Source organism: Bradyrhizobium sp. WSM4872, assembly GCF_055811715.1.
This window is the reverse complement of the sequence record NZ_JBVVPT010000002.1, coordinates 360,963-387,521: the sequence shown is the minus strand read 5'-3', so window position 1 is coordinate 387,521 and position 26,559 is coordinate 360,963. Positions and strand designations below refer to the sequence as shown.

The 26,559-nt window shown below is 63.9% G+C and carries 25 protein-coding genes; 14 read left to right on the top strand and 11 right to left on the bottom strand.

From position 1 onward, the window contains the following. Positions 1–82: 82 nt before the first annotated feature. The 3 genes from AC0L3C_RS04965 to AC0L3C_RS04955 are packed head-to-tail and all read right to left on the bottom strand — an operon-like array spanning position 83 to position 2,134. Positions 83–688, bottom strand: coding sequence for a hypothetical protein (locus AC0L3C_RS04965; protein WP_027567695.1), 606 nt, complete (start codon positions 686–688; stop codon positions 83–85). Further along, a complete protein-coding gene (locus AC0L3C_RS04960) occupies positions 681–1,367 on the bottom strand; it encodes a hypothetical protein (RefSeq protein ID WP_007612052.1) in 687 nt (228 codons plus the stop codon). Before AC0L3C_RS04960 ends, AC0L3C_RS04965 begins: the two co-directional genes overlap by 8 nt. Beyond that, positions 1,364–2,134: a MotA/TolQ/ExbB proton channel family protein gene (locus tag AC0L3C_RS04955; protein ID WP_473407317.1), complete on the bottom strand. Its 771-nt coding sequence runs from the start codon at positions 2,132–2,134 to the stop codon at positions 1,364–1,366. Before AC0L3C_RS04955 ends, AC0L3C_RS04960 begins: the two co-directional genes overlap by 4 nt. 179 nt (positions 2,135–2,313) lie before the next feature. Here AC0L3C_RS04955 and AC0L3C_RS04950 point away from each other — a divergent pair, with 179 nt between their 5' ends. The 4 genes from AC0L3C_RS04950 (at position 2,314) to AC0L3C_RS04935 (ending at position 6,027) form a co-directional block, all read left to right on the top strand. Then, the gene (locus AC0L3C_RS04950) at positions 2,314–3,684 is read left to right on the top strand and encodes a sensor histidine kinase (protein WP_473259024.1); all 1,371 of its coding nucleotides are present in this window, start codon (positions 2,314–2,316) and stop codon (positions 3,682–3,684) included. 7 nt (positions 3,685–3,691) lie between these two features. After that, entirely contained in the window at positions 3,692–4,342 is a 651-nt protein-coding gene (locus AC0L3C_RS04945) for a response regulator (RefSeq protein WP_473259026.1), read from the top strand. Between the two features lie 240 nt (positions 4,343–4,582). After that, the gene (locus tag AC0L3C_RS04940; RefSeq protein ID WP_473407387.1) at positions 4,583–5,620 is read left to right on the top strand and encodes an MBL fold metallo-hydrolase; all 1,038 of its coding nucleotides are present in this window, start codon (positions 4,583–4,585) and stop codon (positions 5,618–5,620) included. Positions 5,621–5,727: 107 nt separating this feature from the next. Then, on the top strand, positions 5,728–6,027 hold the full coding sequence (locus AC0L3C_RS04935) for a hypothetical protein (protein ID WP_473259030.1): 300 nt from the start codon (positions 5,728–5,730) through the stop codon (positions 6,025–6,027). A 61-nt stretch (positions 6,028–6,088) separates the two neighbouring features. Here AC0L3C_RS04935 and AC0L3C_RS04930 read toward each other — a convergent pair whose 3' ends face one another. Next, positions 6,089–6,295 carry a hypothetical protein gene (locus AC0L3C_RS04930; RefSeq protein ID WP_473407316.1) on the bottom strand — a complete coding sequence of 69 codons (207 nt, stop codon included), beginning with the start codon at positions 6,293–6,295 and terminating at the stop codon, positions 6,089–6,091. A 103-nt stretch (positions 6,296–6,398) separates the two neighbouring features. Here AC0L3C_RS04930 and AC0L3C_RS04925 point away from each other — a divergent pair, with 103 nt between their 5' ends. Continuing rightward, positions 6,399–7,595 carry a hypothetical protein gene (locus AC0L3C_RS04925; RefSeq protein ID WP_473407315.1) on the top strand — a complete coding sequence of 399 codons (1,197 nt, stop codon included), beginning with the start codon at positions 6,399–6,401 and terminating at the stop codon, positions 7,593–7,595. Between the two features lie 132 nt (positions 7,596–7,727). Here the strand turns inward: AC0L3C_RS04925 and AC0L3C_RS04920 are convergent, their stop codons facing one another. Further along, positions 7,728–8,315 carry a TetR/AcrR family transcriptional regulator gene (locus AC0L3C_RS04920; protein ID WP_473407314.1) on the bottom strand — a complete coding sequence of 196 codons (588 nt, stop codon included), beginning with the start codon at positions 8,313–8,315 and terminating at the stop codon, positions 7,728–7,730. Positions 8,316–8,889: 574 nt separating this feature from the next. Here AC0L3C_RS04920 and purB point away from each other — a divergent pair. After that, positions 8,890–10,197, top strand: coding sequence for an adenylosuccinate lyase (gene purB / locus AC0L3C_RS04915; protein ID WP_473248598.1), 1,308 nt, complete (start codon positions 8,890–8,892; stop codon positions 10,195–10,197). Positions 10,198–10,304: 107 nt separating this feature from the next. Beyond that, complete coding sequence (locus tag AC0L3C_RS04910; protein WP_473407313.1) at positions 10,305–11,477, top strand: M20 aminoacylase family protein; 1,173 nt, start codon at positions 10,305–10,307, stop codon at positions 11,475–11,477. An 82-nt stretch (positions 11,478–11,559) separates the two neighbouring features. Here the strand turns inward: AC0L3C_RS04910 and AC0L3C_RS04905 are convergent, their stop codons facing one another. The 4 genes from AC0L3C_RS04905 to AC0L3C_RS04890 all read right to left on the bottom strand — a co-directional run bounded on the left by AC0L3C_RS04905 (position 11,560) and on the right by AC0L3C_RS04890 (position 18,826). Beyond that, complete coding sequence (locus AC0L3C_RS04905) at positions 11,560–12,885, bottom strand: LVIVD repeat-containing protein (protein WP_473407312.1); 1,326 nt, start codon at positions 12,883–12,885, stop codon at positions 11,560–11,562. A gap of 196 nt (positions 12,886–13,081) precedes the next feature. Further along, complete coding sequence (locus AC0L3C_RS04900; protein ID WP_473407386.1) at positions 13,082–14,902, bottom strand: caspase family protein; 1,821 nt, start codon at positions 14,900–14,902, stop codon at positions 13,082–13,084. Positions 14,903–14,907: 5 nt separating this feature from the next. Next, positions 14,908–16,752, bottom strand: coding sequence for a caspase family protein (locus tag AC0L3C_RS04895; protein ID WP_473279584.1), 1,845 nt, complete (start codon positions 16,750–16,752; stop codon positions 14,908–14,910). 166 nt (positions 16,753–16,918) lie between these two features. Beyond that, a complete protein-coding gene (locus AC0L3C_RS04890; protein ID WP_473259053.1) occupies positions 16,919–18,826 on the bottom strand; it encodes an acyl-CoA synthetase in 1,908 nt (635 codons plus the stop codon). A gap of 260 nt (positions 18,827–19,086) precedes the next feature. Between AC0L3C_RS04890 and AC0L3C_RS04885 the strand changes: the two genes are divergently transcribed. Continuing rightward, positions 19,087–20,181 carry a SecDF P1 head subdomain-containing protein gene (locus AC0L3C_RS04885; RefSeq protein WP_473407311.1) on the top strand — a complete coding sequence of 365 codons (1,095 nt, stop codon included), beginning with the start codon at positions 19,087–19,089 and terminating at the stop codon, positions 20,179–20,181. A 276-nt stretch (positions 20,182–20,457) separates the two neighbouring features. Further along, complete coding sequence (locus tag AC0L3C_RS04880; protein ID WP_027518831.1) at positions 20,458–21,264, top strand: Crp/Fnr family transcriptional regulator; 807 nt, start codon at positions 20,458–20,460, stop codon at positions 21,262–21,264. A 16-nt stretch (positions 21,265–21,280) separates the two neighbouring features. Here AC0L3C_RS04880 and AC0L3C_RS04875 read toward each other — a convergent pair whose 3' ends face one another. Both AC0L3C_RS04875 and AC0L3C_RS04870 read right to left on the bottom strand, forming a co-directional pair. Then, entirely contained in the window at positions 21,281–21,922 is a 642-nt protein-coding gene (locus AC0L3C_RS04875) for a glutathione S-transferase family protein (RefSeq protein WP_473407310.1), read from the bottom strand. A 66-nt stretch (positions 21,923–21,988) separates the two neighbouring features. Continuing rightward, positions 21,989–22,537, bottom strand: a complete 549-nt coding sequence (locus AC0L3C_RS04870) for a cytochrome b (protein WP_473407309.1) — start codon at positions 22,535–22,537, stop codon at positions 21,989–21,991. A gap of 173 nt (positions 22,538–22,710) precedes the next feature. On the opposite strand from AC0L3C_RS04870, the gene murI reads away from it, so the two are divergent. The 5 genes from murI to rpsD all read left to right on the top strand — a co-directional run bounded on the left by murI (position 22,711) and on the right by rpsD (position 26,493). Next, entirely contained in the window at positions 22,711–23,508 is a 798-nt protein-coding gene (gene murI / locus AC0L3C_RS04865) for a glutamate racemase (protein WP_473259065.1), read from the top strand. Between the two features lie 71 nt (positions 23,509–23,579). Beyond that, complete coding sequence (locus AC0L3C_RS04860) at positions 23,580–24,353, top strand: HpcH/HpaI aldolase family protein (RefSeq protein ID WP_473259068.1); 774 nt, start codon at positions 23,580–23,582, stop codon at positions 24,351–24,353. A 69-nt stretch (positions 24,354–24,422) separates the two neighbouring features. Continuing rightward, positions 24,423–24,806, top strand: coding sequence for a cupin domain-containing protein (locus tag AC0L3C_RS04855; protein WP_473407308.1), 384 nt, complete (start codon positions 24,423–24,425; stop codon positions 24,804–24,806). A gap of 105 nt (positions 24,807–24,911) precedes the next feature. Next, positions 24,912–25,679: an acyltransferase gene (locus AC0L3C_RS04850; RefSeq protein ID WP_473407307.1), complete on the top strand. Its 768-nt coding sequence runs from the start codon at positions 24,912–24,914 to the stop codon at positions 25,677–25,679. A gap of 196 nt (positions 25,680–25,875) precedes the next feature. Next, complete coding sequence (gene rpsD, locus AC0L3C_RS04845; protein WP_007602315.1) at positions 25,876–26,493, top strand: 30S ribosomal protein S4; 618 nt, start codon at positions 25,876–25,878, stop codon at positions 26,491–26,493. Positions 26,494–26,559 lie beyond the last annotated feature (66 nt).

Below are 26,559 nucleotides of genomic sequence, written 5' to 3'. Positions count from 1 at the left end.
TAAGGCCAAATTGAGGGAGGTCAAGAACATGCGCCAGCGGCGCGCGGTTTGCCAGCGCTGCCCTGTCGCGATGGTGAAGAGCCTATTGCTCGTCCTTCGGCGGCATCCGGGGCGGCGGAATCGGAGTGAACACGGCGCCCTGCGCGCCGGCCGGTGGGGCCAGGAATTCGCCGGTCGAGGAATCGCCTCCGCTCGTCTCCAGGATCGTCTTGGGCGTCACATATTCCCTGACCATGTCGATGAGGCTGCCATCGCCGCCGCCGAAATCAGCGGCCCGGCCGCCTTGCGGATGTCCCAGCGCGATCTCGTTCTCCGCCGCATGGGTCTTGTCGGCCAGCCTGTCATTGTAGGGCACACGAAAGGCGCGCGGTATGCCGCTCGGGCGATTGTCCTCGTCGAGCTGCTCGACCCAGAGATAGATCGAGCCGGGATCGCCTTCCAGCGAATGCGGCTCGACGATGCGGGCCTTCAGCAGCTTGAAGGAGGCCGGCAGCCGGTCGGCGCTGGCCCAGCCGAGCAGTCCGCGCATTTCCGTGAAGCTGACGACATAGAAGGCGCTGGTCACGACCACCGCGACGGCCTTGATCGACCAGTGCAGCCGCGCATAGACGAGCACGACCAGCAGTAGCGCGCCGATCACGGCGTAGGCTATCGATAGGGTGAGGATGACCGTCTGCAGGCTAGTCACGGCGCACCCTCACAGCATTCCTGCTCACGCCGGTGTTCGGGTCGAGATCGGCGCCGTTGCGCCAGCCGCTGCGGAACGTCTCCAGCAGCGATTTCGGCCGCTGGTCTACATTGACGACCTTGCCTTCGGCGTCGAGCCGGAACCGCACCGCGGTCTTCTCGTCGCCGGTGTGATCGACCGTGAACTTGTTGTCGAAGATCACCTGCGCCGTCGGATTGAGTTTTTGCACCTTCACATTGGCCGTCACAGGCTCGCCGGTCGTAGCCACGAAATGTGAGACATTGACGGTATATTCGCCGGGAACGATGCCGCGCACCGTGACGATCTCCTCGCGGATCGGCGAGGCAATCTTCTTACCGTTGACCACGATGAAATCGTTGGCTCCGCCGCGGTCGTCGCGGTCGAGCGTGAGGAAACCGGCCTCGCGGTGGCGATACCAGGCGATGTTGCCCACGGGATCCTGCACGAACAGGTCGAGATCGTCGGGGTGGCTGTCCGGCCAGTCCAGCGTGATCATGAACTCGGCCTTGGAATCGATCTTGCCGTCCTTGGCGTCGGGCGAGACCGCGAGCAGCGCGAGGAAGAACAGGAAAGCGATCACCTGGAGCGCCTTGAACAGCATCACGCCCAGGGGATCGAACGGCTCCTCGCGCGGATAGAGACCGAAATCATCCATCATGGCGCGATTCCAGAACCCTTGCGCTCCAGCACCGGCGTCACATAGGTCTCGGTCAGCACCACCGCATCCGAGAACACCTTCTGGGTCGCGGCATCCAGCATGTAATACTGGATGCGGACCAGGATCGAACCGACCAGGCCCGCCAGCGTCGTGTACATCGCGACCGCCATGCCGTCGCTCATCAGCCCCATCGAGGATCGCATCGCGACCTTGTCGGCGGCATCCAGCCCCGCGATCGGCGCCAGCATGATGATGAAGCCGACGATGGTGCCGAGCAGGCCGAGCTTCATCAGCGTGTCCGAGACGAAGGCGCCGAAACCGTTGGAGCCGCGCAGGCGGTCGGCGAGCGTGCGCAGCAATAGCGTCTGGTCCACCGGGCGATAGTCCTGCGCCGCGGCCTTGGTCACGAGGCTCTCGATGTGGTCTCGCACCAGCCCGCGTGGCAGCGCGGTTGCGCCGGCGTCGAGCGCCCTGCCGCCCTCGGGCGCCGCAAGCACCGCGCGGCAGCGCCGGGCTGCCGCGCCCTCACGGGCAATGGCCCGCGTGCGCAGGAAGCAGTGACCGCAAGTTACGACATAGAGCAGCGCGATTACGCTGGAAATGTAGGTCCGGTCCGAGGTCAGCATCAGGCGGATCAGGCCGAACCGCCACAGCAGCACCACGGCGAAGACCGAAAGCCCGGTGAAGATCATCCAGAACAGGAGCGCGCTGCGCTCGGATGGGTCGGCAGCAGGCCCCGCGATCGGCCCAATCGTCATCGAACTCATGCTGCACCGCTCCTGGCCGTGAATTCCGCCCATTAGATCAAAGCCGCCGCGCCCGGTCCAAAGAGCCATGCCCAATCCGGCTTGGGAAATTTGCCCGAGCTGCCATCTTGCCGTGCCTCGCAATTGGCAAGGCGCGGCGGCGTTGTTAGGCTGACCTTACCAAACTTTGGGGTGATCGCATGCGCCTTGTGCTTCAGCTTGTCGCCCGTCTGTTTCTCATCGTCGTGCTCTGCCTTGGCGCGGCGACCATCTGGGCCACGTTCGACGCCTATCGCAGCGTCGACCGGGCGACTGCGGCCTCGGCGCAGCGGGTCGCCCAGGCGCTTCAGGCCCTGTACTGGCACGAATTCTTGTTGCGTAGCAGCAGAACACGCGAGCAGCTTCTGCCGGTTCCGGAGTGGCGCACGCTGGAGACGATGAAGCTGATCTCACCCGGCGTCTGCGTCGAATTCCAACCGGCCATCGCATTCGAAAAGCCGCTGTGCGGCCAGAGCGAGGGGCTAGGCAAGACGCCGCCGCGCTGGTTCGCGTCGATTGTGCCGACCTTCCTCGGCAGCCATGCCGAAGTGATACGGCCCGTCAGTCCCCGCGCGGCGACCGCCGGAACGGTGGTCGCGACGCCGGATGAAACGGCCGCCATCTCGCTCGCCTGGGAGTACATCCTCAACGTGATCGACGTCGCGCTTTTGATGGCGGCAGCGATCGCGCTCCTGGCTTCGCTCGCGATTGCGCATGCGCTGGCGCCGGCGCGCACCATCGTGACCGCCTTGCAGCGCATGGCCCGCGGTCAGTATCGCACGAAATTGCCGCGCTTCCGCTCGATGGAGCTGGCGATGATCGGCAGCGCCGTCGGCCAGCTCGGCGGCCGGTTGGAGGAAGCGACCGAGCAACGCGCGGCGCTGACGCGGCGCCTGATCGAGATCCGCGACGACGAACGCCGCGCGCTCGCCCGCGAGCTGCACGACGAGTTCGGGCAAAATCTCTCGGCCATCCTCGCCTTCGCGAACACCATCGAGACGGCGAGCACGAAGGCAGACAAGAACAACGATATCGCGCAGGACGCGCGGATGATCTCGCAGGCCACGCATCATCTGATGGCCTCGCTGCGCGACGCGCTGAAGCGCCTGCGCAATCCCCTGCCCGCCGAGCTCGGACTGGAGGCGAGCCTCGTGAATTTGGTGGATAGCTGGCGCTCGCAGAGCTCGGCGCGGCCGACGATTCAGCTCGATCTCAAGGGTGACCTCACCGACATCAGCGGCCCGGCCGCGACCACCGCCTATCGCGTCGCGCAGGAATGCCTGACCAACGCGTTGCGCCACGGTGCGGCACGCGAGATTTCGCTCAGCGTGGAACGGCGCGCGGGCGACGACGATGCATTGCTGATCCGTGTCGACGACGATGGCGGCGGCGACGCAGCACGCGTCAAGCAGTCGGCCGGTTTCGGCCTCACCGGCATCCGCGAGCGCGTCGCAGCGGCCGGCGGCTCATTCTCGATCCTTCCCGCCCGAGGCGGACTCAGCGTCGCCGCCACCATCCCGCTCGCCGCGTGAGGCCGGGATGAACGAGATTACGGCAACAGGCATCTCCGTGCTGCTGGTCGACGACCATCCGATCGTGCGGCAAGGCTATCGGCGCGTGCTGGAAAGCCAGGGTGATCTGCATGTCGTTGCGGAAGCCGACAACGCCGCGGACGCCTACAGCGCCTTCAAGGCGCGCGATCCCGATGTCGTGGTGCTTGATATCTCGATGCCCGGCGCGAGCGGACTGGAAGCCATCCGCAACATCCGCGCGCGGAGCCCGCGGGCGCGGATCCTCGTTTTCACCATGCACAACGAGGCCGTGCTGGTGAAGGCAGCCTTCAATGCGGGCGCCAGCGGCTTCGTCACCAAGAGCAGCGAGCCGTCCGCGGTCGTGTCGGCGATCCGCAGCGTTGCGCGCGGCGAACGCGCCATGAGCGACGACATCGCGCACATCCTGGCCGAGGACAGCCTGTCGGCGGGCTCGGCGCTGGATCAACTGGGCGAACGCGAGATCGAGATCCTGCGCCAGTTCGCCGGCGGCGCCACCACCGAACAGATCGCGGCGCACCTCAATCTCAGCGTCAAGACCGTGCAGAACTATCACTATTTGATCAAGACCAAGACCGGCGCGCGCACGGATGCGCAGCTTGTGCGGTTGGCGGCAACTTGCGGGCTGACCAAGATCTAGAGCCTGACGGCGAGCCGTTTGCTGCGACCAGAATAACTGGTTCCCGACTGGCCACCCCCAACGAAGGTCTCCAAGTCTCTCTCAGGTTGTGCTAGGATCCACCACAGGCACCGCATCCAGCACCAAGCGGCCAATGGATGTGTGTCCGGCTCCGATCTTTCGTCGAGAGCCAATTCGGACGGCTTTCGAAGCCGCCCTCGTTCCCGTTGTATGTCTTGCACGACAACAGGAGACGCTTCCATGAACATCAGGGACAGTCTTCTTGCAGCACTGATCGCCTTCAGCGTTTTCACGACCGGGCTCACGGAAAGCACGGCAGTTGAGGCGAAAGACCAGATCACCATTCTCTATGACGCCTTCGGCACCAATGACGCGATGACAAAGGACTGGGGTTTCTCCGCCCTTGTCGAAATCGCGGGAAAACGCATCCTGTTCGATACGGGTAACGATCCCGAAATCTTCGCGGCGAACGTGAAGGCCAAGGGAGTTGATCTCTCGGACCTCGACTTTGTCGTTCTGTCGCACCGCCACTCCGATCATATGGCGGGCTTGTCCTACCTCCTGAGCATCAATCCGACCGTCAAGATCTACGCGCCAAAGGAAGGATTTGGCATCTACGGCTCGTCTCTGCCGTCCGGCTTCTACCGCAAGGACGAGGCCTTGCCGCCTGAGATGCGGTACTATGCAGGCAACCCGCCCGCGACGATGAAGTTCGGCAACGCGTGGGCCCACGCGAACTTCGAACTGATTGATCAGACCACCGAGATTGCTCCCGGTATCACACTCATCTCGCTGATTTCCGACGCACCCGGGACGAGAGAACTCAAAGAGCTGTCCTTGGCCGTCAACACGGCCGACGGCATGGTCCTTCTGGTCGGTTGCTCGCACCCCGGAATCGAGCGCATCGTCGAAGCGGCGACGGCTATCAATCCCAGGATTCATCTCGTCGCGGGAGGATTTCATCTGGTCGTCGCACCTGACGAAGCTATCGCGAAAGTCGTGACCGCCCTGAAGGACAGGTTCAAGGTCGACAGCGTAGCCCCGGGACATTGCACCGGTGAGCCGACTTTTGCCGCGCTCAGGAAGGCGTTCGGCGATAACTATCTCTACGCAGGCCTCGGCACGTCGATTCCGGTTGCGACGGTTGCGGGCGCGAATGTCAGACGCGGGGAAGGTCCGACGCTTGACGACCTTGCGACCTATCGCAAACTCGCGGGGCGCGAAGACCCGTTCGGCATATTGCGCTTGCGCAGCTCGCGGTTGACACCCGCGCTTTAGGGCGCTGGCGCGCGGCTCGCACTTTTAGATAGATCATACTGTGGCCGGGTAGGATTGGAACTGATGCCGTCGCGCCGTGGTTAGTAGCGGAGCGAGGGAGTTGCGCCATGAGTAAGGCTATCCGCGAAGCCATCCATCATCCCCCGATCATCACTGTCGGCGAGCTCATCGATGAACTCTGCCGTCTGCCAGACACAGCGACGATCCAATTCCACTGCCCCGTTCTCGAACAGGAACTTGCGTTCTACCGCCTTCGAAAGCGGTCAAAGGACGTCGTCGAAATTGAAGTCAATACCTATCCGGAAAGCCCGTCGGTCGTGCCATCGGCCAACGCCGCCTTACGTGCGCGAAAAAAGCCCCATCATCCGCGCTCGCTCGGCAATGGCAGCGTTGCCCATAAGGTCTGAGATAGAACCGCGACAGGTCACGTCAGGTGTGACGGCTTTGGAACGCGTGAAGGAAGTTGGCTTACGCCTTCAGCCCGCGTAGCGCAGGCGTCGCATTGACACGCGCCGAGAGATCGGCGTCCTTCTCGTCAGCGTGGGCCGGACGGTGGTAGCGGACGGTCGCATCGAAGATGGCGCGCGCGGTAGACTTGACGTCGGTCGAGTTCCGTACCCGCGCCGAAGTTCCTCCGGCCGCAATGAAATCCAACCCGAAGCAAATCTCCGCCATCAACTCCGAGCAGATTCAACGTCAAGCGCGGCCACAGCGCGTCTCGCAAAGACCTCCGCTGCTTTCAGGCCCCGCGACTGAAATGAAATCGGAGTGAAGCGACATGCACCAACTGCCAAACGACACTATCGCAGTCACCCTGCCGGACTTCGGTCAATCCATGACCGTGCTCGGAGATCCCGGGTTGGCAACCGACGACTGGGGCGGCAACGATGCGCTGACGGCAGCCATATCGAGTCTCAACTCGAACGTGACGCTCGTTGGGGAAGACCTGGCGGCCATGCATGGCAATTCGCACGGAGGGAACGACAGTCTCGTGGTGAGCGTGGATGGCGGCTGGGATAATGCCGTTGCCGTTGGCGATGCCCAATCCATGGCGGACAACACCCAAGGCGGCAACGACACCCTCAATGTCGATGCCCACAACTCGCTCTACACCAATGTTTATCTCTATGGCGATGTCCAAGGTGACATGTCGGGCAACGCGGGAGGCGGAAATGACACACTGACGGCGTCGACCGGATGGAGATCGTTCGGATCGCTCAGCGGGGACGCTGGTGGTGCCATGAGCGGCAATGCGCACGGTGGGAATGATACGCTGAGCGCGACGGACTATGGGATAAATGGCGGCGGCGACGCACTCAGCGGCGATGCCACTGGCGCCATGACCGACAACGCGGTCGGCGGAAACGACATCCTGACCTTTGCGGCGAGCAGCGACGCCCAGCTCGGAGGAGGAAGCCTGTCGGGGGATTCGGCAACGTCCATGTCCGACAATGCCCAGGGCGGGAACGATATCCTCACCGCCGTCGTCGATGGCGAGCGAGCTGCTTTCAGCACGACGTTGTACGGCGACGCTCCCACAATGTCGGGCAATGCTCACGGCGGGAACGACAGCCTCACCGGGGGATCGAGCCCCGATCGCCTGGCGGGCGATGCGATGAGCTACGCTCCTTCCTCACCCGGCTCGATCACCGGAGGCACGGATACCCTCAACGGTGGCGGCGGCAATGATCTCCTGTGGGGCGGCCCGAACAACGACACGTTCGTCTTCAACACGGGCTCCGGCCAGGACATCATCAACGACTTCAATCAAGGCAACCAGGCTGTCGGCAGCACCACCAGCGAACACGACGTGATCAACCTCCATGACTACGGCTTCGCAGACTGGGCAGCCGTCTCCAGCCTCATCGGCGACAATAGCGCCGGCGATGCCGTGATCCACCTCACCGCCAACGATACGATCACGTTGGACGGCGTGCACACGGCGGCCCTTCACCCAACGGACTTCGTCATCTGACGGCTCACAGCCAAGCAGGATGATGGGATGGTGGTCACGAGAGAATCGTCGAGGCTAGGCCCGTCATCCTGCCAAAGGCATGAGCAGGAGCGGATCAAGGCCCAAGCTGCGATACGCGTTGGCCTCGCAACCTCACGCCGCCTTCAGCCCGCGCAATACCAGCGCGAGCGTCGCATCGACGCGCGCCGAGAGATCGGCTTCCTTCCATTCGTCGGCGTGGGCCGGATGGTGGAAGCGGACGGTGGCATCGAAGATCGCGCGCGCGGTGGCTTTGACGTCGCCCACCTCGAACACGCCCTGCTTCACGCCGTCGGTCAGGATCGCCGCGATCTGGTCGATCATGGTGTCCTTGTGACACTTGACGGCTGCACAGGCCTCGCGCGCCAGGGTCAGATAAGTCTCGAACATCTCGGGATCGTCGAGCACGCGCGAACGCTTGGCGGCGAAAAGGGTGCGCAGCCAGCGATCGAGCCGCGCCGGAGCCGGGCCCTGCTCTTCGGCGAGCTGGCGTAAGGGCGCGTCGATGCGGTCCAGCCACCGTTTGGCGACGGCCTCGCGCAGCGAAGCCTTGCTCGGGAAATGGCGGTAGACGCTGCCGTGGCTCACATCGAGCGCACGGGCCACGTCGACCACGGTGGCTTTGGCGAGTCCGTAACGCCGCAGCACGTCCTCGGTGACTTCGAGGATCCGCTCCGGCGTCAAGATAACGGCTTCGTTCATGCCAGCACCATGTTCCCGTTGAGGGCTCAGTTACCCGGCGACGGAGCTGCTTCCGAAGCGCCCGTGCCGGTCGTTTCGGAAAGCTCTCGCCTTAATGAGGCAGTTTTGCAGCCTGCGCCGCGATCTGGCGCGCCACCAGTAAATTGAGCCAGTGCCCAATCGTCCCGGTCAAATTGATGATTTCGGTCGTCATTGTCGTAAGTCTCCAATCAATTGGCGGTCCCGATTGTTCAATGCGACCCTCAATCCCCCATTTGTTTGGGACGTCGGGCTCCCGGGATGCCGCCAGACGCCCAACCGGAGCGTCTGAGAACGGATATACATGTCCCGCTGACAGATTTCAATATCTGTCAGTCAATGATCCGTGATTGACAGTTAATATCTGCGAGCTTCCCCCCTGAGGCCGGCCGCCGATCGCCGCGGCCAGGCCGATGACCCCGCCAGCCCAATCATCCCCCGCTACCTTGCCGGCGCCGTTTGTTTCGCCCTCCCCGCTCTGCTAGATCACGGCGTAAAAAACATTTTGGCAGGTCGCCCCTCCTGGGTCGCGCGCCCACCTTCCTGGAGCAGTCCAATGATCCCCCGCTATACCCGCCCGGAAATGGCCTCGATCTGGGAGCCGCAGACCCGGTTCAAGATCTGGTTCGAGATCGAGGCGCATGCGGCTGACGCCCTTGCCGAGCTCGGCACGATTCCCAAGGAGGCCGCCAAAACGGTCTGGGCCAAGGCCAAGGACGCCACTTTCGACGTCGCCCGCATCGACGAGATCGAGCGCGAGACCAAGCACGACGTCATCGCCTTCCTCACCCACCTCGCCGAGATCGTTGGCCCCGAAGCGCGCTTCGTGCATCAGGGCATGACGTCCTCCGACGTGCTCGACACCTGCCTCAACGTCCAGCTCACCCGCGCCGCCGACCTGCTGCTCGCCGACCTCGACAAGGTGCTAGCGGCGCTGAAGAAGCGCGCCCTCGAGCACAAGATGACGCCGACCATCGGCCGCAGCCACGGCATCCACGCCGAACCTGTGACCTTCGGCCTCAAGCTCGCTTATGCCTATGCGGAGTTCTCGCGCGCTAGGGAGCGCCTGATCGCGGCGCGGAAGGAAGTCGCGACCTGCGCCATCTCCGGCGCGGTCGGCACTTTTGCCCAGATCGATCCGCGCGTCGAACAGCATGTTGCCAAGGCCATGGGCCTCGTCCCCGAGCCGATCTCGACGCAGGTCATCCCCCGCGACCGCCACGCGATGTATTTCTCGACGCTCGGTGTGATCGCGTCCTCGGTCGAGCGTTTCGCGGTCGAAATCCGCCACATGCAGCGCACCGAAGTGCTGGAAGCCGAGGAGTTCTTCTCCGAAGGGCAGAAGGGTTCGTCCGCGATGCCGCACAAGCGTAATCCGGTGCTCTCGGAAAACCTCACCGGGCTGTCGCGCATGGTGCGCGCCTATGTGACGCCGGCGCTGGAGAACGTCGTACTCTGGCACGAGCGCGACATCTCGCACTCCTCCGCCGAGCGCATGATGGGCCCGGACGCGACGGTGACGCTCGACTTCGCGCTGGTGCGCCTCGCCGGCCTGATCGACAAGCTGCTGGTGTACCCCGCCAACATGCAGAAGAACCTCGACCGCCTCGGCGGCCTCGTGCATTCGCAGCGCGTGCTGCTGGCGCTGACGCAGAAGGGCGCAAGCCGCGAGGACGCCTACAAGCTCGTGCAGCGCAACGCCATGCCGGTCTGGCGCGGCGAAGGCGACTTCCTCCAGCTCCTGAAGAAGGACGCTGAAGTGAAGAAGTATCTGACCGACGCCGAGATCGAGGAGCAATTCGACCTCGGCTATCATTTCAAGCACGTCGATACGATCTTCAAGCGCGTGTTCGGCGAAAGCTGAACGTCATTCGTAGCCCGGGTGAGCGCAGCGACACCCGGGACTTCCCTCACAAAGATCCCCGATGTCGCTTCGCTCATCCGGGCTACAAATCAAGGCGGATCCTCCCCATGCCCATCGTCAACCGCGTCGCCGCCCTCTCCGACGAAATGGCCGCCTGGCGCCATGACTTCCATGAGAACCCGGAGCTGCAATACGACGTCCACCGCACCGCCGGCATCGTCGCCGATCGCTTGCGGGAGTTCGGCTGCGACGAGGTGGTGACGGGCATCGGCCGCAGCGGCGTCGTCGGTGTGATCCGCGGCCGCAAATCCGCCTCGGGCAAAACCATTGGCCTGCGCGCCGACATGGACGCGCTGCCGATCATGGAGACGTCGGGCGTCGCCTACGCCTCCAAGGTCCCCGGCAAGATGCACGCCTGCGGTCATGACGGCCACACGGCCATGCTGCTCGGCGCCGCCAAATATCTCGCCGAGACGCGCAATTTCGACGGCACGGCCGTCGTGATCTTCCAGCCCGCGGAAGAAGGCGGCGGCGGCGGCAAGGCGATGGTCGAGGACGGGCTGATGACGCGCTGGAACATCCAGGAGGTCTATGGCATGCACAATATGCCGGGCCTGCCCGAAGGACATTTCGCGACCACGCCCGGCGCGATGCTCGCCTCCTCCGACAACATCCAGATCACGGTCCACGGCAAGGGCGGCCACGCCGGCGCGGGTCCGCACAAGTCCATCGACAGCGTGCTGATCGGCGCCCAGATCGTCAACGCGCTGCAATCGATCGTCGCGCGCAACGTCGATCCGCTGAAGTCCGCCGTCATCTCGATCACGCAATTCCATTCCGGCACGGCCTTCAACATCATCCCGGAGATCGCCGAGCTCGGCGGCACCGTGCGCACGCTCGACCCTGAAGTGCGCGATCTCGTCGAGCGCCGCATCGGCGAAGTCGCCGACAGCGTCGCCCGCGCCTATGGCGGCTCGGCGGAGACGAAGTACACGCGCATGTACCCGGTGACGATGAACCATGCGCGCGAGGCCGGCCTTGCCGCCGACGTCGCCCGCGACATCGTCGGTGCCGAGCGCGTCAACGACAAGTTCATTCCCATGATGGGCGCCGAGGACTTCTCCTTCATGCTGGAAGCCCGCCCCGGCGCGATGATCCTGGTCGGCATGGGCGACGGCAACGAGTGCCACCACCCGGCCTACGTCTTCAACGACAACATCCTAGGCCACGGCGCGTCTTATTGGGCGCGACTTGTCGAAACGCGGATGCCGGCGGGTTAGCGCAGGTCTCGTACGGTGGGCAAAGCGAAAGCGTGCCCACCACAGCCTTCTTCGCTGCGAATGGTGGGCACGGCGACACCGCTCATCCCTGATATTGCAGCACGTGCATGCCGGCGTTCCAGTCGGAGACGAACATCAGTCCGTCCGGCCGGACATAGGCGTCACAGGTCTTGGCCGCGAGCGCGACGTTCGGGCGGGGGTCGATGAGCTTTTTCGGTGTCGGCGGCACCCAATACGCGATCTCCTTCGGTGCGAAGGCGTCCCTGACGTCGAACACCCTGACGCCGGCATTGTTGTAGGTCGCGAAGATCGTCTCCTCGCTCTGGAACGAGCCCGGGCGGTTCTCGTGCAGATTATGTGGCCCGAAGGTGCCGTTCGTGCAGAAATCGCGGTCGCGCGGGGTCGGCAGGGTTGCGATCGGCACCGGATTTCCAGGCGCGCGCACGTCGAGGACGAATGTATGGAACAGGCCCTTGGCGCATTGATCCGCATTGGCTTCGTCCGCGACGATCGCAAGCTGTCGCTTGGGCAGCGGCAGCGGCGTATGCGTGCCGCCAGCGAAGGGCGGCGACCAGTTGATGTGGGACAGCAGCTTTGGATTGGTGGGATCGCTGATGTCATGAATGGTGAAGCCGCCATCGCGCCACGCGGCATAACCGCGATCGCCCGCCGTGATCATGTGATGGAGCGCAAAGCGCTTGCCCTTCGGCGTCGCCGGCTCGCCGGCCGCGCGGTTCATGCCCGGCAGCCACCATTTCACGACGATCTCCGGCTTGGTGATGGTCTTGAGATCGACCACGCAAAGGATGTGGTCGGTGAAGCCGTCGAGATGCGCCGACACATAGGCATAGCGGCCGCCTGGCCACCACAGCCGGTTGATGCCGAAGCCAGGCATTTCGAGGAACGCGATCTCGCGCATCTCATTCGGTTTCGATATGTCGTGGATCGAGAGGCCGCAGCGGAATTTCTTGGCCCTGGTGATGCTGTCGACCAGCGTGTTCTCGAAATAGCCGCGCATGTTGTCGTAGGACTGCATCGCGACGATGTTGGCGCCGTTCGCAAGCAGCAGAAAATCTTCCGCCACCTGTAAATGGTGGGTGCGGGTGTATTGCCCTGCGGTGAAGAAATTGACCGGCTTCAGCGCACGCGGATCGGATGCGTCTAGGATCGTCACGCCGTCGCTGAACATGTGTCCGACATAGACGTGCTGCCGGTTGAACATCACCTGCACACTGTCGGGCCGTCCGCCGATATCGCTATAGGAGACGTGCTTGATGCCCTTGCCGATGCCCTCGGGAGGAATGTCTACCTCCGAAGCCGATGCGGACCTCGACCACCCGAAAAGCGCTGCGGATCCGAACACGGCCGACAATTGCTGAAGGTGGCCGCGGCGAGAGAATTGTGGCATCGGTTTCCCCCATTTTCTTGGGATGATGCTCGCTCGCGGCAAGGCATGCAAGCTGAGAAGTTCGCGCCCCTGATGAGCGCCGAGGGCATCAGTGCATGCTCACCTTCCCGGCGCGCATTGAATGCGCCGGATGGTCCAAGCACTCGAGCAATCCGCAAGAGCTCGAGACGAGGATGCTGTGCTCAGCGATGCACGACTAATTGCACACTTCCGCTTGTGACATGCCCGCGCTACCCGGCCTCGGATCTCGCACAATGCGACACCCTTTCGCCACCGGCCTGCATCCAGCACTCGTGCAGATTATCTGTCCTGAGGCTTGCGATTTTGGGGCAGCAGATTCCGCTTCTCTCCTATCCGTGTCCCGCCGCTTCGAATCCTCGCGCGTCGCGACCGGCTTCTTCTCTGGCAGTTTCTCGCATTCGTTGTCGTCGCCGACATGATAGCCGGCCCGGCAGGTGATCTTCGCGCATTGATCGCCATCGGCTTTGAAGCCGAAATTGCACACCAGCGGACAGACCCGGCCCGGCTTTGCCTTCAGCGCATCGAGCGCGTCGACACTCGCAAGCTTCGCGTCGAAGTGGGTGCCTGCATATTTGTTGAACAGCGTTAGCGAGCGCTGCGACGCGGCGTTCCAGTCGCCGTCGGCGGTAGACGAAAGGCAGCCGACGCGGCGCAGTTCGCTCTGCAAGGATTTCGCGAGATCGCCGGGCGGCGGAGCACTGGGCGGCGGCGCCAGCGCAGCGACCTTCCTGCTCTCGGCGTCAGCCGCCTGCTTGTCCGCTGCCTGCTTCGCTGCCGCCTCAGCTGCCGCCTTCTCCATCGCCCGCTTCTCCGCGAGCGACTTGGCCGCGGCAGCTTCGGCCGCCTTGCGATCTCGTTCGGCCGCCTCCGCCTTGGCTTGCTCGACCTGCTTGGCTTTCTCGGCCGCGATCCGCGCCTCTTCCGCGGCTTTCGCAGCAGCGGCCGCTTTCTCCTGCTCGGCCTTCTGGGCTCGTTCGGTCGCGAGCCTCGTCTTCTCCTGTTCGGCTAGACGCGCCTTCTCCGTCGCCGCCGTGCGATCCTCCTCGGCGGCAATCTTCTTCAACTGCACGCGGGCGAGGTTGGCGTAAAAGCCGTCCGGATAGGTCTGGAGGAATGCTTCCCAGGCCTCGCGCAGGCCGGCCTGAAGGGCAAGCTCGTAGTCTTTGCGCACACTGTCCTGCGGATTTGCCTGCGGACCGGCTGCGGCGGCCGGCCTTGCCGGCACCAGCGGCACATCGCTGCCACCCAGAGAGCCATAGACATACGGCTCCTGCTTGTTGCCGGTTTTCTTCAAGACGTCGTCACGGACAAACCCGAACGCCTTGCGCAAATCGAGCCCAGGCTTCGGCAGATGATCGGTCAACGCGACCGCGAACGGGCTATTGCGGGAGTCGCCATCGGACGCTGTCGATCCCGCCTTGGCCGCAAACGCGATCATCGTGTTCGGACTGGTTGGCTCAACCTTGGCAAGTCCGCCACCAATCGCGCGCGAGGCCAGGGTGCGCTTCATCGTCTTGGCAAAAGGATTGTCACGACAGGCATCGAGGATGACGAGACGGAGTTGTTTGGCCGGTTCGACCGCATACAGCGCGCGATCCAGCGCGACGGTCTCGTCGAGGACGTCGCCGTCGGTTTCCAGCATGGCATCGGTTGGAACGAGGTAGTTGTTGCCGTCCAGCTCGATGCCGTGGCCCGCATAGTAGATCACCGCCATGTCGGCATCGCGCGTCCTGGCCGCGAACTCGCGTAGCGATCGCCGCATTTCGCTGGCATTGAGGTCCAGCCTGATCTCGACCGAATCGAAACCCGCATTCCTGAACATGCCGCCGACCAGCCCGGCGTCGTTCACCGGGTTCGCGAGCCGCGGCGCGTTCTTGTAGGCAGAATTGCCGATGACGAGCGCAACGCGCTTGTCGGCGAGGGCCGGGCTGCAGCTCGCCAGAACAAGAAGAACAAGAACTTTGAGCCCGAGGGCGCAATCTCGGAAGGCAGGCATCGCCATCAGTTACACACCTCACCGGTGATCTTGACGCTGGCGTTGCTAGGATGGGGAACCAACGCGAGCCGACATCCCTTAGCAATCGGCCTGCATCCTGCGTTGTTGCAGATCATCTGCCCGGACGCTTGCGATTTCGGTGCCGCAGATTCTGCGTCCTTCCGGTCTTGGTCGCGCCTTCTCGGCTCGTCGCGGGCGGTAGGCGCTGGCTTCTTCTCCTGAATCTTCTCGCATTCGTTGTCGTCACCGACGCGATAGCCGGCGCGGCATGTAATTTTTACGCATTGATCCCCGTCGGCCTTGGAGCCGAAATTGCAAATGAGCGGGCAGACCCGTCCGGGCTTCGCTTTCAGTGCATCGAGCGCGTCGACGCTTGCCAGCTTGGCGTCGAATTGGGTGCCGGCATATTTGTTGAACAGGGCCAGAGAACGCTGCGATGCGGCGCTCCAGTCGCCGTCGGCGGTGGCGGACAGACAGCCGACGCGGCGCAATTCACTCTGCACGGATTTTGTCAGATCAGCCGCCGACAATGTGGATGCCGGCGCTGGCGCAAGGGCTGCAACTTTCTGCTCGGCCTCAGGCATCTGCCGATCGGCCACAGGCTTGGCGGCCCGCTCCGCCTTCTCGGCGGCCTGCCTGGCAACAAGCTCGGCCTTGGCCTGCTCCGCCGCCTGCTTTTCCGCCTGTGCTTTTGCCGCGGCAGCTTCGGCCAGCTTGCGCTGGTGCTCCGCTGCCTCCGTCCTCGCCTGCTCGATCTGCTTCTGTTTCTCCGCCGCGATCCGGGCCTCTTCGGCCGCCTTCGCCGCCGCGGCCGCCTTGTCCTGCTCGGCCTTCTGGGCGCGTTCGGCAATAAGCCTTGCCTTCTGCTGCTCGGCCGCATTCGCTTTTTGCTCGGCCGACGCGCGCGTCTCTTCGGCGGCGATCTTATTCATCTGGCCCTTGGCCAGATTGGCATAAAAACCTTCGGGATATTGCGCCAGGAAGGCTTCCCAACCGTCGCGCGTGGCAAGCTGCAGCGCGAGCTCGTAATCCCTGCGAATAGAATCCTGCGGGTTGGCCTGCGGCCCGGTCGCTGCCGGCTTGGTCGCGACCAGCGGCACATCGTCGCCTCCGAGCGAGCCATAGACATAGGGCTCCTGCTTGTAGCCGGTGCTCTTGAGCACGTCATCGCGCACGAAGCCGAACGCCTTGCGCAAATCAAGGCCTGGCTTGGGCAGGTGCTCGACCAAAGCGACGGCAAACGGGCTGTTCCTGGAGTCGCCGTCGGACGCTGTCGAACCGGCCTTTGCCGCGAACGCAATCATGGTGTTGGGGCTGGTCGGCTCGACCTTGGCGAGGCCGCGTCCGATCGCGCGCGAGGCCAGCGTCCGCTTCATAGTCTTGGAAAACGGATTGTCACGGCACGCGTCCAGGATGATCAGGCGCAGCTGCTTGGCCGGCTCCACCGCAAACAGCGCACGCTCGACCGGGATGGTTTCGTCGAGCACGTCGCCATCGGTCTCCAGCGTCGCGTCAATCGGAATGAGATAGTTGGTGCCTTCCAGCTCGATGCCGTGGCCGGCGTAATAGATCACCGCCATATCGGCATCGCGGGTCCTGCCGGCGAACTCACGCAACATGCGCCGCATCTCGCTCGCACTGAGATCCAGCCTGACGTCGACGGAATCAAATCCCGCCTTCTTGAACATGCCGCCGACCAGAGTGGCATCGTTGACGGGGTTGCCGAGCTTGGGCGCGCTCTTGTAGGCGGAATTGCCGATGACAAGCGCAACCCGCCGGTCCGCATGGGCCGGTCCGCAGGCGAGGCCAATGGCCAAAATCAACAAAGCAAATATCCGAAACGGAATCACTTGCGTCCCCCCGGATGCAATTCCACGAGACTATTCGGACCATCGCTCAATTACCAATTCTTCCTATGTGATATTTGTCACATAAGAGGCTCTCTCAGGGGTATGGATAATGCGACGAAGCGTCGCCCTGCTTTCGAGCTGACGCCAAAGCCATCTGTTGAGTCCGTTACATTTGCACCACTTCGTGGCGCATCACGAACGGTGCAAGCAGTGCGTGCACCTCGCTTGCAACCGCCTCGCGCTGGGCCGCCGGCAGCCCGGCCAGCGTCACGGTGGCGATCGAACCGTGGCTGCCGTGAGCGCCGACCCTGACGTTGCAGTCGATGCCGCGCTCGGCAAGCGGTGTCAGCACCTTCGTGAAGACGCGCTCGGCTGCGTCCCAGCGCAGCTGCGGCTTGAACACTTTGCCGACGCCCGTCACCGGCATCGGATCTATCGGGATGACCTGCACCGGGACAGCCGCGCGCTCCGGCGTACGCTCGCGCACCCATGTCTCCAGCTCGCCGGGTTCGACGGTCGCGCCCGGCTTCAGTTGCACATACCCCACCGGCAGCTCGCCGGCATAGGCGTCGGGCTGGCCGACCACCGCGGCGAAGCCGACGGCGGGATGGCGGAACATGATCTCCTCGATCGGCGCCGGATCGATGTTGTGGCCGCCGCGGATCACGAGATCCTTGGCGCGGCCGGTGATCCAGAGATAACCGTCGGCATCGAGCCGGCCAAGATCGCCGGAATTGACCCAGACTTCGTCGACGAAGGCACCCTTGTTGTGCTCGTCGTTCAGATAGCCGCCGAACACGCCTGGGCCCGCCATGATGACGACGCCGATCTCGTCCGGCGCGCAGTCGCGGATCAGCTTGCCCTCGGCATCGAGCTGAACGATGCGGACCCGCGCGTAAGGCATGGGAAGGCCGACCGAACCGAGCCGGATCGGCCGCGACCGGTAGGCCAGCGTGTGCACGCTCGAGGTCTCGGTCATGCCGTAGACCTCGACGACCGGCAGCTTGAGCTTGTCCTGGATCGCAGACCCGACCGCGACCGGGATCGCGGAGCCGCCACCGGCTGCATATTTCAGGCTGGAGATGTCGGCACTGCCAGGCGGCACCGCGAGCGTCGCGGCGAGTACAGTCGGCACGCTCGACAGCGCCTCCGGCTTGAAGCGCTCGACCAGTTGCCAGATGTTCTTCACCGCATTCGGATTGCGCCATCCGCTCGGCGACAGCACGACCAGCGAACCGCCTGCCGACAGCGTCGTCAGCACCTGCGTCAACGAGCCCCCGACGTGAAACAGCGGCATGCCAAACAGCATGTTGGCGCCCGGCTTCGACTTCAGCAGCAGATTGAGTGCCCAGGCCTGATAGACTTGGTTGGCATGCGTGTGCCGCACCAGCTTTGGCGTGCCGGTGGTGCCGCCGGTGTGGAAATAGGCGGCGATGTCGCGGCCCAAAATCTTTCGCCCACTGATCAGGCGGTCCGAAGGCTGCTGCTTGATCAGGTCGCTGAAGGCATAGATGCCGTTCGCCGGATCGCCACCGCCGAACACCTGCACGATCGCCTTGAGGTGCTTGAGTTGCGGCCTGATCTGCTCGACTTTCTGCCAGATGTCGGTGCCCGGCATCGGCCCGAGCGCCACCAGGATTTTCGTATTCGCGGCCTCGAGGATCTCCGCGATCTGGTGCGGCTCCAGCAGCGGATTGACGGGATTGGCGATGCCGGCGGCCTCCGCGCCGAACAGCGTTACAAAGGCGTCCGGCACCAGCGGCAGCATGAAGCTGACGACGTCGCCCTTCTCGACGTCAAGCGCGTGAAACATGTTGGCGGCCTGCGTGACGCGCGCGATGAAGTCGCGGTACGTGACCACGACCGGCGTGTCGGCCGGATCGGCATTTTGCAGGAACTGGATCGCCGGGCCGTCGGGGTTGCGGACCGCACCCAGCCTGATGGCGTCGTAGGTGCTCTCGGCCGCGACGCGATCGGCGTAAGGGACCTGCTCGAAGGCTCGAACCTCGGCGTCCGTCGCCAAGTCCGGATAGTCGCTGCCGATGAGCCGATCGAGCGCATGGATGCCCGCCATGGAACTCCGTCCTCCCTCAGATGCATTTCCCCGCGCCCTGTCTTTTTGACTTTTGGGGTTGGCGAGGCCTCGACCGATTGGCCGGCCGAGCACGGGCAGAATGATGGATGATTTGGCGTTCGTCCATGACCTAACGTCGGCGACAATGGACTCTGGCACAGGCCTTTGAACCTGCGCGCCCGATCCGGGGACCAAGAACTGGCATCGGACTCACATTGCAGCGCCCTTGCCAGCGCCCTGCCGCAAGACTCGAGGTGATCATGACTACGCCACCGCGGGATTGCGCCACCCGGCTGTTCATCGCGTTCGCCGTGACAGCGGAAATCATGACATCGGTGATCGCCCTGCCCCGCGCGGCACTCGCCGAGGACGGCCAGCTCGACAAGATGCGCGCCAAGATCTCGGCCTTCATCAGCGACAAGATGGAGAAGCTCGGCGGGTCACGCATCGTCTACAGGGTAGACACCGATGGCCTGCGTGAGAGCGTCGTCACGGATTTGCGCGACGACGTCTACAAGAACCTGCGCGATGGCAAGATCGCCTTCTCCGGTCTTGCGATCCGCGACGGCGGCGTCGAGTTGAAGATTGCCGACGTCAAGGGCCGCGAGCAACTCGCACGCAAGCTCGCGTCGGCCGCAAAAGGATTGCCGTCGCATGCACTCGCCGTGACCGACGGCAGCGACGGACTGGTCAGGCTCGCGCCGACCAATGCGGCATCCGCCGCGCGGTTGCACGAACTCGTCGAAGATGCCATCGCCATGATCGAGCAGCGTCTGAAGGAGGCCGGCGTCCAGCTCGCCAGCGTCCAGCCCGATGGCACCGACCGCATCCGAATCTTCCTGCCCGGTGTGATGGAGCCCGAGCGCGTCACCGCGGTCTTCGCCCGAAGGGTCAAGGTCGGCTTCCGCCTGATCGACCTCTCCATGCCGCCTGAGCAGGCGCAATCCGGCACGCCCCCGGCAGGCACGGAAGTCCTGCCCGGCTTCAAGGACAAGAGCCTTTATCTGGTCGCCAAGGACAGCGTGCTCGACGGCGACGACATCAGCTATGCGGGCCCGGGGTTTGCGAGCGCCACGAACGAGCCGATCGCCTCGTTCCGCTTCAACGGCCGCGGCACGCGACGCTTTGCCCACATCACCGAGGAGAATATCGCAAAGCCCTTCGCCATCGTGCTCGACGGCAAGGTGATCTCCGCCCCCGTGATCCGCGAGCCCATCACCGGCGGCTCGGGCCAGATCTCCGGCAATTTCACTCTGGAGGAAGCAAACAGCGTCGCCATGCTGCTGCGCGCCGGTTCGCTGCCAGGGCATCTCGGCCTGGTCGAGCAGCAGGTCGTGCCGCCCGCCAAGCCCTGAGGCGGGGGATCGCCCCACGCCCTCGCCTGGTCCCGCCCCGCCCCCTCGGCCGCCGAGGTCCACCAAGCCGAGGCTCGGACCCGGTAGCCCCCGAATCGCGGGCGCGCCACGGCCATACGCACCGCCAAACAGGCAATTGCCGAAACGCCCGATCAGGCTAAAATTTGCCCCTTGCGGCACGGCGGCCGAAAGCTTCATTCAAGCGGTCGTCGTTCGATTTCGGCTATGGTGTCGAGAATACGACCGTGACTGAAGGCCTTACCCGGGGATAGTACCATGCCGTCCGGCAGCGCAGACATTTCGTCGATCCTCGACCGCATTCTCGAGGCGGCGACGGATAACCTCAGGATCGCGAAGATCCTGGTCCAGATGGGCCTCGATCCGAACAACGTCACCTATGACTCGATCTTCAATCGGATGCTGGAGATCTTCGTCCAGAACATCACGCTGGCCAATATGTTCGCCGCGGTCGGGGCCGGTTTCTTCGTCGCAACTCTTCTGATGCGGACCATGGTGCCGTTGCGCGTCGCCAACATGGTCGGCTGCGCGTTCTTCGCCGTCTTCGGCGCGCTCTCCGCCAACGTCTCGACCTTCCTGCTCTATCTCCTGCTGCTACCGATCAACGCCCTGCGCCTGCGGCAGATGCTCAAGCTGGTCAAGAAGGCGCGCCATGCGGCCGAAGGCGACATGTCGATCGAATGGCTCAAGCCGTTCATGACCGAACGCAAATATCGCCGCGGCGACACGCTGTTCAAGCTGCGCGATCCGGCCAACGAGATGTTCCTCACCGTCACCGGCAAGTTCCTGGTCAAAGAGATCAACATCGAGATCCTGCCCGGAACGCTCATGGGCGAGCTCGGCTTCCTCACGCCGGACAACCGGCGCACCGGAACGGTCGAGTGCATCGAGGACGGCCAGGTGCTGACGATCACCTACGACCGGCTGCTCGAGATCTACTTCCAGGATCCGCAGTTCGGCTATTACTTCCTGGTGCTGACCAGCCAGCGCCTGCTGCAAAACATCGAGCGCCTGCAGAAGCAGCTGGCAACAGAAAGGGCCGCCACCACGAACAGGATCGCGTGATCGATCGCCTCACCACTCAGTTCAAGAGCAGCGCCATGCCCGGGTCGCCCTTCTCCATCGCACGCCGATAGCCCGCCCGCGCGCCGATGCGGCCGAGATATTTGACCACGTTGGGACAGCGCGACACGTCATAGGGCTGGAAGTAGCGCATGGTCGTGAGCGAGAAAACTGTCATGATGTCGGCGGTCGTGAAGGCGCTGCCTGCAAGATATTCGGCCTCGCGAAGCCTTGCGTCGAGAAGATCGTAAGCCCGATCGAGACGCCCCTCCATCGCGAGCAGGGTCGGATTGTCCTTGGCGAGATCGAGCCGGCTCAGGATCATCATCCGCCCCATGCCGGGTTGCAGGGTGCCATTGGCGAAATGAAGCCAATACAGAAACTGCGCGAAGGCGGGATCAGTGGGACCGAGCACGAGTCGGCCGTTGCCATATTTCGCAAGGATGTAGTCGACGACGGCGGCGGATTCCGCGAGCACCAGCTCGCCGTCGGTGATCACAGGGGCCGTGCCAGCCGGATGCAGCGCCTTGTACTCGGCCGGAGCCAGCATGGTGACAGGATCACGCGTATAGCGCTTCAGCTCGTAGGGAATCCCCAGCTCCTCGCACAGCCAGACGATTCGCTCGGACTGCGACTTGCCGAGATGATGGACGGTGAACATGAGGCCTCCTAAAGACATGAAGCAGAACGTGGGATGCGCCACGAGAACGCATGGGTGTGCTTGCGACTAGGCCTCGTCCGTCACCATCCGCGCCACGACGCGGTCGCGGCGGATGAAATGGTGCCACAGGGCGGCGATCACGTGAATCGCGATCAACGCGAGCAGCACATAGGCAAAGAGGATGTGGCGGTCTTCATAGGCGCCCGCCGCCGCGCGGTCGGAAGCGGTGAATTGCGGCACGTGAAACAGGCCGAAAAAGTCCGAATAATCAGGTGCGTGCGCACCGGAATGCGCCCAGCCGAGCATGGCGACGACGATGGCGGCGAGATAGAGCGCGCCGTGACTGACATGGGCCGCGACCTTCTGCCAGCGCGAGGTCTCGGCCGGCATGGTCGGCGTCGGGTTGACGAGGCGCCAGACCAGGCGCAGCACCGTGAGCAGCAGGATCACATAGCCGATATCGGCGTGGATCGAGCGGTAGAAGAAGCGGTCGGGACGCGCCGGGATGTGGTTCATCCACCACCCGAAGCCGATCATGCCGATGATGGTCAGCGCCAGAATCCAGTGCAACCATCGGGAAATGCTGCCCCAGCCGTTGCTGGTATTTCTGATCATGTCGGCTCTCCGGAGTTTTGCGGGCCTGTCCCTCCCCGCACCGCAGTACGACAGCTGATACCGGGACCATGCGGCAATCGCGAAATTGAATCCATCCAAATTGGCCCTCAACGCCCCTGCCGCAAAACCGCCTCAAAAACCGAATGGTAACCACGTCGGGATAGAGTGTTCACGTGACCAATTCTCCGACGATTCTGGTGTTCGATTCCGGCCTTGGCGGGCTCACGGTTCTGCGTGAGGTCGTGGCTGCGCGCTCCGACGCGCATTACGTCTACGTCGCGGACGACGCCTTCTTCCCCTACGGCCACCACAGCGAGGACGCGATCATCGCCCGCGTGGTGCCGCTGATGGGGGAATTGGTCGGCACGCACGATCCTGACCTCGTCGTCATCGCCTGCAACACGGCGTCCACTTTGGTCCTATCGCATCTGCGCGCCGCTTATTCCCTGCCCTTCGTCGGCACGGTGCCGGCGATCAAGCCGGCCTGCGCGCAGTCGAGGAGCCGGCGGGTGTCGGTGCTCGGCACCAAGGGCACGGTGAAGCGCGAATACACCAAGGCGCTGATCCGCGATTTCGCGCAAGGCTGCGAGGTGACACTGGTCGGCTCGCCCGAGCTGGCCGCGCTGGCTGAAGCCGAGCTCAGCGGCTCTCCCGTCAGCGACGACTCCATCCTCGCCGAGCTCGCCCCGTGTTTCGTCGGCGATGCCGGGGACGCAGGCGCACGCACCGACACGGTGGTGCTCGCCTGCACGCATTATCCGCTGCTGCTCGACCGGCTGAAAAAGCTCGCGCCCTGGCCGGTCGACTGGATCGATCCGGCGCCCGCGATCGCCCGCCGCGTCTCGGAGCTGCTCGGCCCGCACACCGGTGGCATCGCGCAATCCGGTGCCGAGATGATCTTCACCTCGAACCGCGTGCATGACCTTTCGGCCATGCTGACGCCGTTCTTCGGCGGCCGCATTCCGGCCTGACCTTGCGCCTCGATGGCGCGCTGCTAGGCTCCGCCGTCGTCGTTATCGCCAAGATGATCGCAAGGCTCTCCATGTCGCTCCCCGCAACGCCGCTCAATCGTCTCCGCCAGCTCTGGCGCGAGGGTCGTCCCGCCTTCGGCGCGATCGCGACGATCCCGAGCGTGCAGACCGTGCAGATCATGGCGCGCTCCCTCGACTGGATCATCGTCGATCTCGAGCACGGGCCGATTGGACTGACCGAAGCACATGCGATGATCGCGGCCACCACCGGCACACCATGTACACCGCTGGTGCGGATCGCAGCGAACGAGCCATGGCTTGCGAAGGCACCGATGGACATCGGCGCCTTCGGCATCAATTTCCCGATGATCACCAATTGCACTGAAGCCGAGAAAGCGGTGCGCAGCGTGCGCTATCCGCCGCGCGGCGATCGGCTCTGGGGTCCGTTCCATGCACCATTCCGCTGGGGCCAGTCGATGCCGGACTACATGGCCAGCGCCGACGACGAGATGATCTGCATGATCACCATCGAGCACGTCGACGCCGTCAATCGCATCGACGAGATCATGGCCACGCCCGGCATCGACGTCGCCGTAATCGGCCCCGGCGATCTCGCTACCTCCATCAACAAGCGCGGCCAGATGGACGATCCGGAATTGCTGGAGCTGGTGGCGCGGGCCGAGGCCGGCATCCTCAGAAGCGGCGTGCCGATCGGCGGCGTGGCGCGGACCGCAGACCAGGCCAACGCCCTGGTCGACCGCGGCTACCGCGCGATCGCGCTCGGCTTCGACTGGTCGCTCTTCCAGCGCGGCATCATGGCGGCGTTCGATGGGATCAGGCGCTGAACAGGCCGATTGCCACCTTGCCGGGATAAGCGGCGCTGCTAGGCTCAGTCGTTCCAGGGAGGAAAAAACATGCTCAAAAAGACTTTGCTCGCTTTCGCCTTCACCGGCCTCGCTGTTGCGGCCTTCGCCCAGCAGCCCGGCATCAAACGCACCCCGCTCCAGAAGGTCGAATTTCCCGATGGCTACAACACCATCACGGCCATTGCGGAGGTTCCGGCGGGCGGCGCGGCCGGTCGCCATACCCATCCGGGCATCGAGACCGGCTACGTGCTCGAAGGCGAGCTCAATCTCCTCATCGACGGGCAGCCGGAAAAGACGCTGAAAGCCGGCGATTCCTACCAGATCCCGGCAGGCGGCGTGCACGACGCCAAAGCCCACGGCGATAAGGCTATGAAAGTGCTTGGAGTTTACATCGTCGACAAGACCAAGCCGCTGGCCTCGCCGGCACCCTGATGCGGCGAACCGACCGGCCCCACGCGGGTTGGTTCGTGCTAGAGCAGGCGGCGAGCGGGAACCCCGTTCGCTGCACAAACTTTAATCAGGGGAAACCAAAGAGCGATGCGCGGGACGCCCAAGACCATTTCGCTGCCGCGTCGCCTGATCATCGACCTCATGCACGCCTCGATGGGCGTGCCTTTCGTGTCCCTTTCCCGATCGCTCGATATTGGCCCCCTGCTGGAGGCCCGCGCGGGCGCGATCGCGCCAGCCGGCTGGGCGGCCATGTTCGTCAAGGCTTTTGCCCTGGTCGCCAGGGACGAGCCGGTCCTGCGTACCGTGCATGTCAAACGGCCCTGGCCATCGCTCTACGAGCTGCCGAAGAGCGTGGCGTCGGTGGCCATTGCCCGGGTCGAGGGCGGCGAGGAATGCGTGATCCCGCAGCGAATCGTTGCTCCCGAGGCCATGACGCTGGCCGCGGTCGATGCCGAGATCCGGCGCGCCAAGACCGCCCCGATCGACGAAATTCCCATGTTCCGCAAGATCATGCGGGTGACCCGCCTGCCGCTGCCACTGCGGCGGCTGTCCTGGGCGATCGGGCTGAATTTCGGCCGGCAGCGCGGCAATTGGTTCGGCAGCTTCGCGGTGAGCTCGGTGGCCGCCTATGGTGGCGGCGAGCTTCACCCCATCACGCCCGGCCCCTTCATCGTCAGCTATGGGGTGGTCGGGCCCGACCAGACCATTCATGTCGTGATCCGCTGGGATCATCGGGTCACCGACGCCGCCCCGATCGCCCGGGTCCTGACCCGGCTGGAACAGGTCCTGAACACTGAAATCGCTGCCGAATTACGTGCGGCCGGGTCGAAGCCGATCCGAGCGGTCGGGACGTGAGTCCGGGCCATTCGCATTGACAGCGAGCCCCAAATCCTCCTAAAAGCCGCTTGCTCGCGGGCCGATTTCGGCCCGCGAAGCGTTTCGCGACCCGTGGTCCTGTCCCTTAAGCTTTGGGATCGGACCTGTCAGTGCCGGGCTAGCCCGTCACACAGGAGGGCGCGTTTCCTCAAACCATGTACCTGAAGAGGACGCGATGACTAAGCGCAGTGAGGCGAAGTACAAGCTCGATCGCCGTATGGGCCAGAACATCTGGGGCCGCCCGAAGAGCCCCGTGAACCGCCGCGAATACGGCCCCGGCCAGCACGGCCAGCGCCGCAAGGGCAAGCTCTCCGACTTCGGCGTGCAGCTGCGCGCCAAGCAGAAGCTGAAGGGTTACTACGCCAACATCTCCGAGCGTCAGTTCCACAGCATCTATGTCGAGGCCAGCCGCCTCAAGGGTGACACCGGCGAGAACCTGATCGGCCTGCTCGAGCGCCGTCTCGACGCGGTCGTGTACCGCGCCAAGTTCGTCTCGACGATCTTCGCCGCGCGCCAGTTCATCAACCACGGCCACGTCAAGGTGAACGGCCGCAAGGTCAACATCTCGAGCTATCTGGTCAAGCTCGGCGATGTGATCGAGGTCAAGGAATCCTCCAAGCAGCTCGCTCACGTCCTCGAAGCCAGCCAGCTCTCCGAGCGTGACACCCCCGACTATCTCGAAGTCGACCATGGCAAGATGACCGCGAAATACATTCGCATCCCGCACCTCTCCGACGTGCCGTTCCCGGTGCAGATGGAGCCGCATCTGGTCGTCGAATTCTATTCGCGCTAAGATCTGGATATCGAAAGGCCCCGGTTCGCCGGGGCCTTTTTGCTTAAAGAGCCACACTTCAGTGGC

Excerpts from the sequence above, each read along its gene's own strand:
- AC0L3C_RS04960 (WP_007612052.1), bottom strand. The coding sequence starts at position 1,367 with ATGATGGATGATTTCGGTCTCTATCCGCGCGAGGAGCCGTTCGATCCC.
- AC0L3C_RS04955 (WP_473407317.1), bottom strand. The coding sequence starts at position 2,134 with ATGAGTTCGATGACGATTGGGCCGATCGCGGGGCCTGCTGCCGACCCA.
- AC0L3C_RS04950 (WP_473259024.1), top strand. The coding sequence starts at position 2,314 with ATGCGCCTTGTGCTTCAGCTTGTCGCCCGTCTGTTTCTCATCGTCGTG.
- AC0L3C_RS04945 (WP_473259026.1), top strand. The coding sequence starts at position 3,692 with ATGAACGAGATTACGGCAACAGGCATCTCCGTGCTGCTGGTCGACGAC.
- AC0L3C_RS04940 (WP_473407387.1), top strand. The coding sequence starts at position 4,583 with ATGAACATCAGGGACAGTCTTCTTGCAGCACTGATCGCCTTCAGCGTT.
- AC0L3C_RS04935 (WP_473259030.1), top strand. The coding sequence starts at position 5,728 with ATGAGTAAGGCTATCCGCGAAGCCATCCATCATCCCCCGATCATCACT.
- AC0L3C_RS04930 (WP_473407316.1), bottom strand. The coding sequence starts at position 6,295 with ATGGCGGAGATTTGCTTCGGGTTGGATTTCATTGCGGCCGGAGGAACT.
- AC0L3C_RS04925 (WP_473407315.1), top strand. The coding sequence starts at position 6,399 with ATGCACCAACTGCCAAACGACACTATCGCAGTCACCCTGCCGGACTTC.
- AC0L3C_RS04920 (WP_473407314.1), bottom strand. The coding sequence starts at position 8,315 with ATGAACGAAGCCGTTATCTTGACGCCGGAGCGGATCCTCGAAGTCACC.
- purB (WP_473248598.1), top strand. The coding sequence starts at position 8,890 with ATGATCCCCCGCTATACCCGCCCGGAAATGGCCTCGATCTGGGAGCCG.
- AC0L3C_RS04910 (WP_473407313.1), top strand. The coding sequence starts at position 10,305 with ATGCCCATCGTCAACCGCGTCGCCGCCCTCTCCGACGAAATGGCCGCC.
- AC0L3C_RS04905 (WP_473407312.1), bottom strand. The coding sequence starts at position 12,885 with ATGCCACAATTCTCTCGCCGCGGCCACCTTCAGCAATTGTCGGCCGTG.
- AC0L3C_RS04900 (WP_473407386.1), bottom strand. The coding sequence starts at position 14,902 with ATGCCTGCCTTCCGAGATTGCGCCCTCGGGCTCAAAGTTCTTGTTCTT.
- AC0L3C_RS04890 (WP_473259053.1), bottom strand. The coding sequence starts at position 18,826 with ATGGCGGGCATCCATGCGCTCGATCGGCTCATCGGCAGCGACTATCCG.
- AC0L3C_RS04885 (WP_473407311.1), top strand. The coding sequence starts at position 19,087 with ATGACTACGCCACCGCGGGATTGCGCCACCCGGCTGTTCATCGCGTTC.
- AC0L3C_RS04880 (WP_027518831.1), top strand. The coding sequence starts at position 20,458 with ATGCCGTCCGGCAGCGCAGACATTTCGTCGATCCTCGACCGCATTCTC.
- AC0L3C_RS04875 (WP_473407310.1), bottom strand. The coding sequence starts at position 21,922 with ATGTTCACCGTCCATCATCTCGGCAAGTCGCAGTCCGAGCGAATCGTC.
- AC0L3C_RS04870 (WP_473407309.1), bottom strand. The coding sequence starts at position 22,537 with ATGATCAGAAATACCAGCAACGGCTGGGGCAGCATTTCCCGATGGTTG.
- AC0L3C_RS04860 (WP_473259068.1), top strand. The coding sequence starts at position 23,580 with ATGTCGCTCCCCGCAACGCCGCTCAATCGTCTCCGCCAGCTCTGGCGC.
- AC0L3C_RS04855 (WP_473407308.1), top strand. The coding sequence starts at position 24,423 with ATGCTCAAAAAGACTTTGCTCGCTTTCGCCTTCACCGGCCTCGCTGTT.
- AC0L3C_RS04850 (WP_473407307.1), top strand. The coding sequence starts at position 24,912 with ATGCGCGGGACGCCCAAGACCATTTCGCTGCCGCGTCGCCTGATCATC.
- rpsD (WP_007602315.1), top strand. The coding sequence starts at position 25,876 with ATGACTAAGCGCAGTGAGGCGAAGTACAAGCTCGATCGCCGTATGGGC.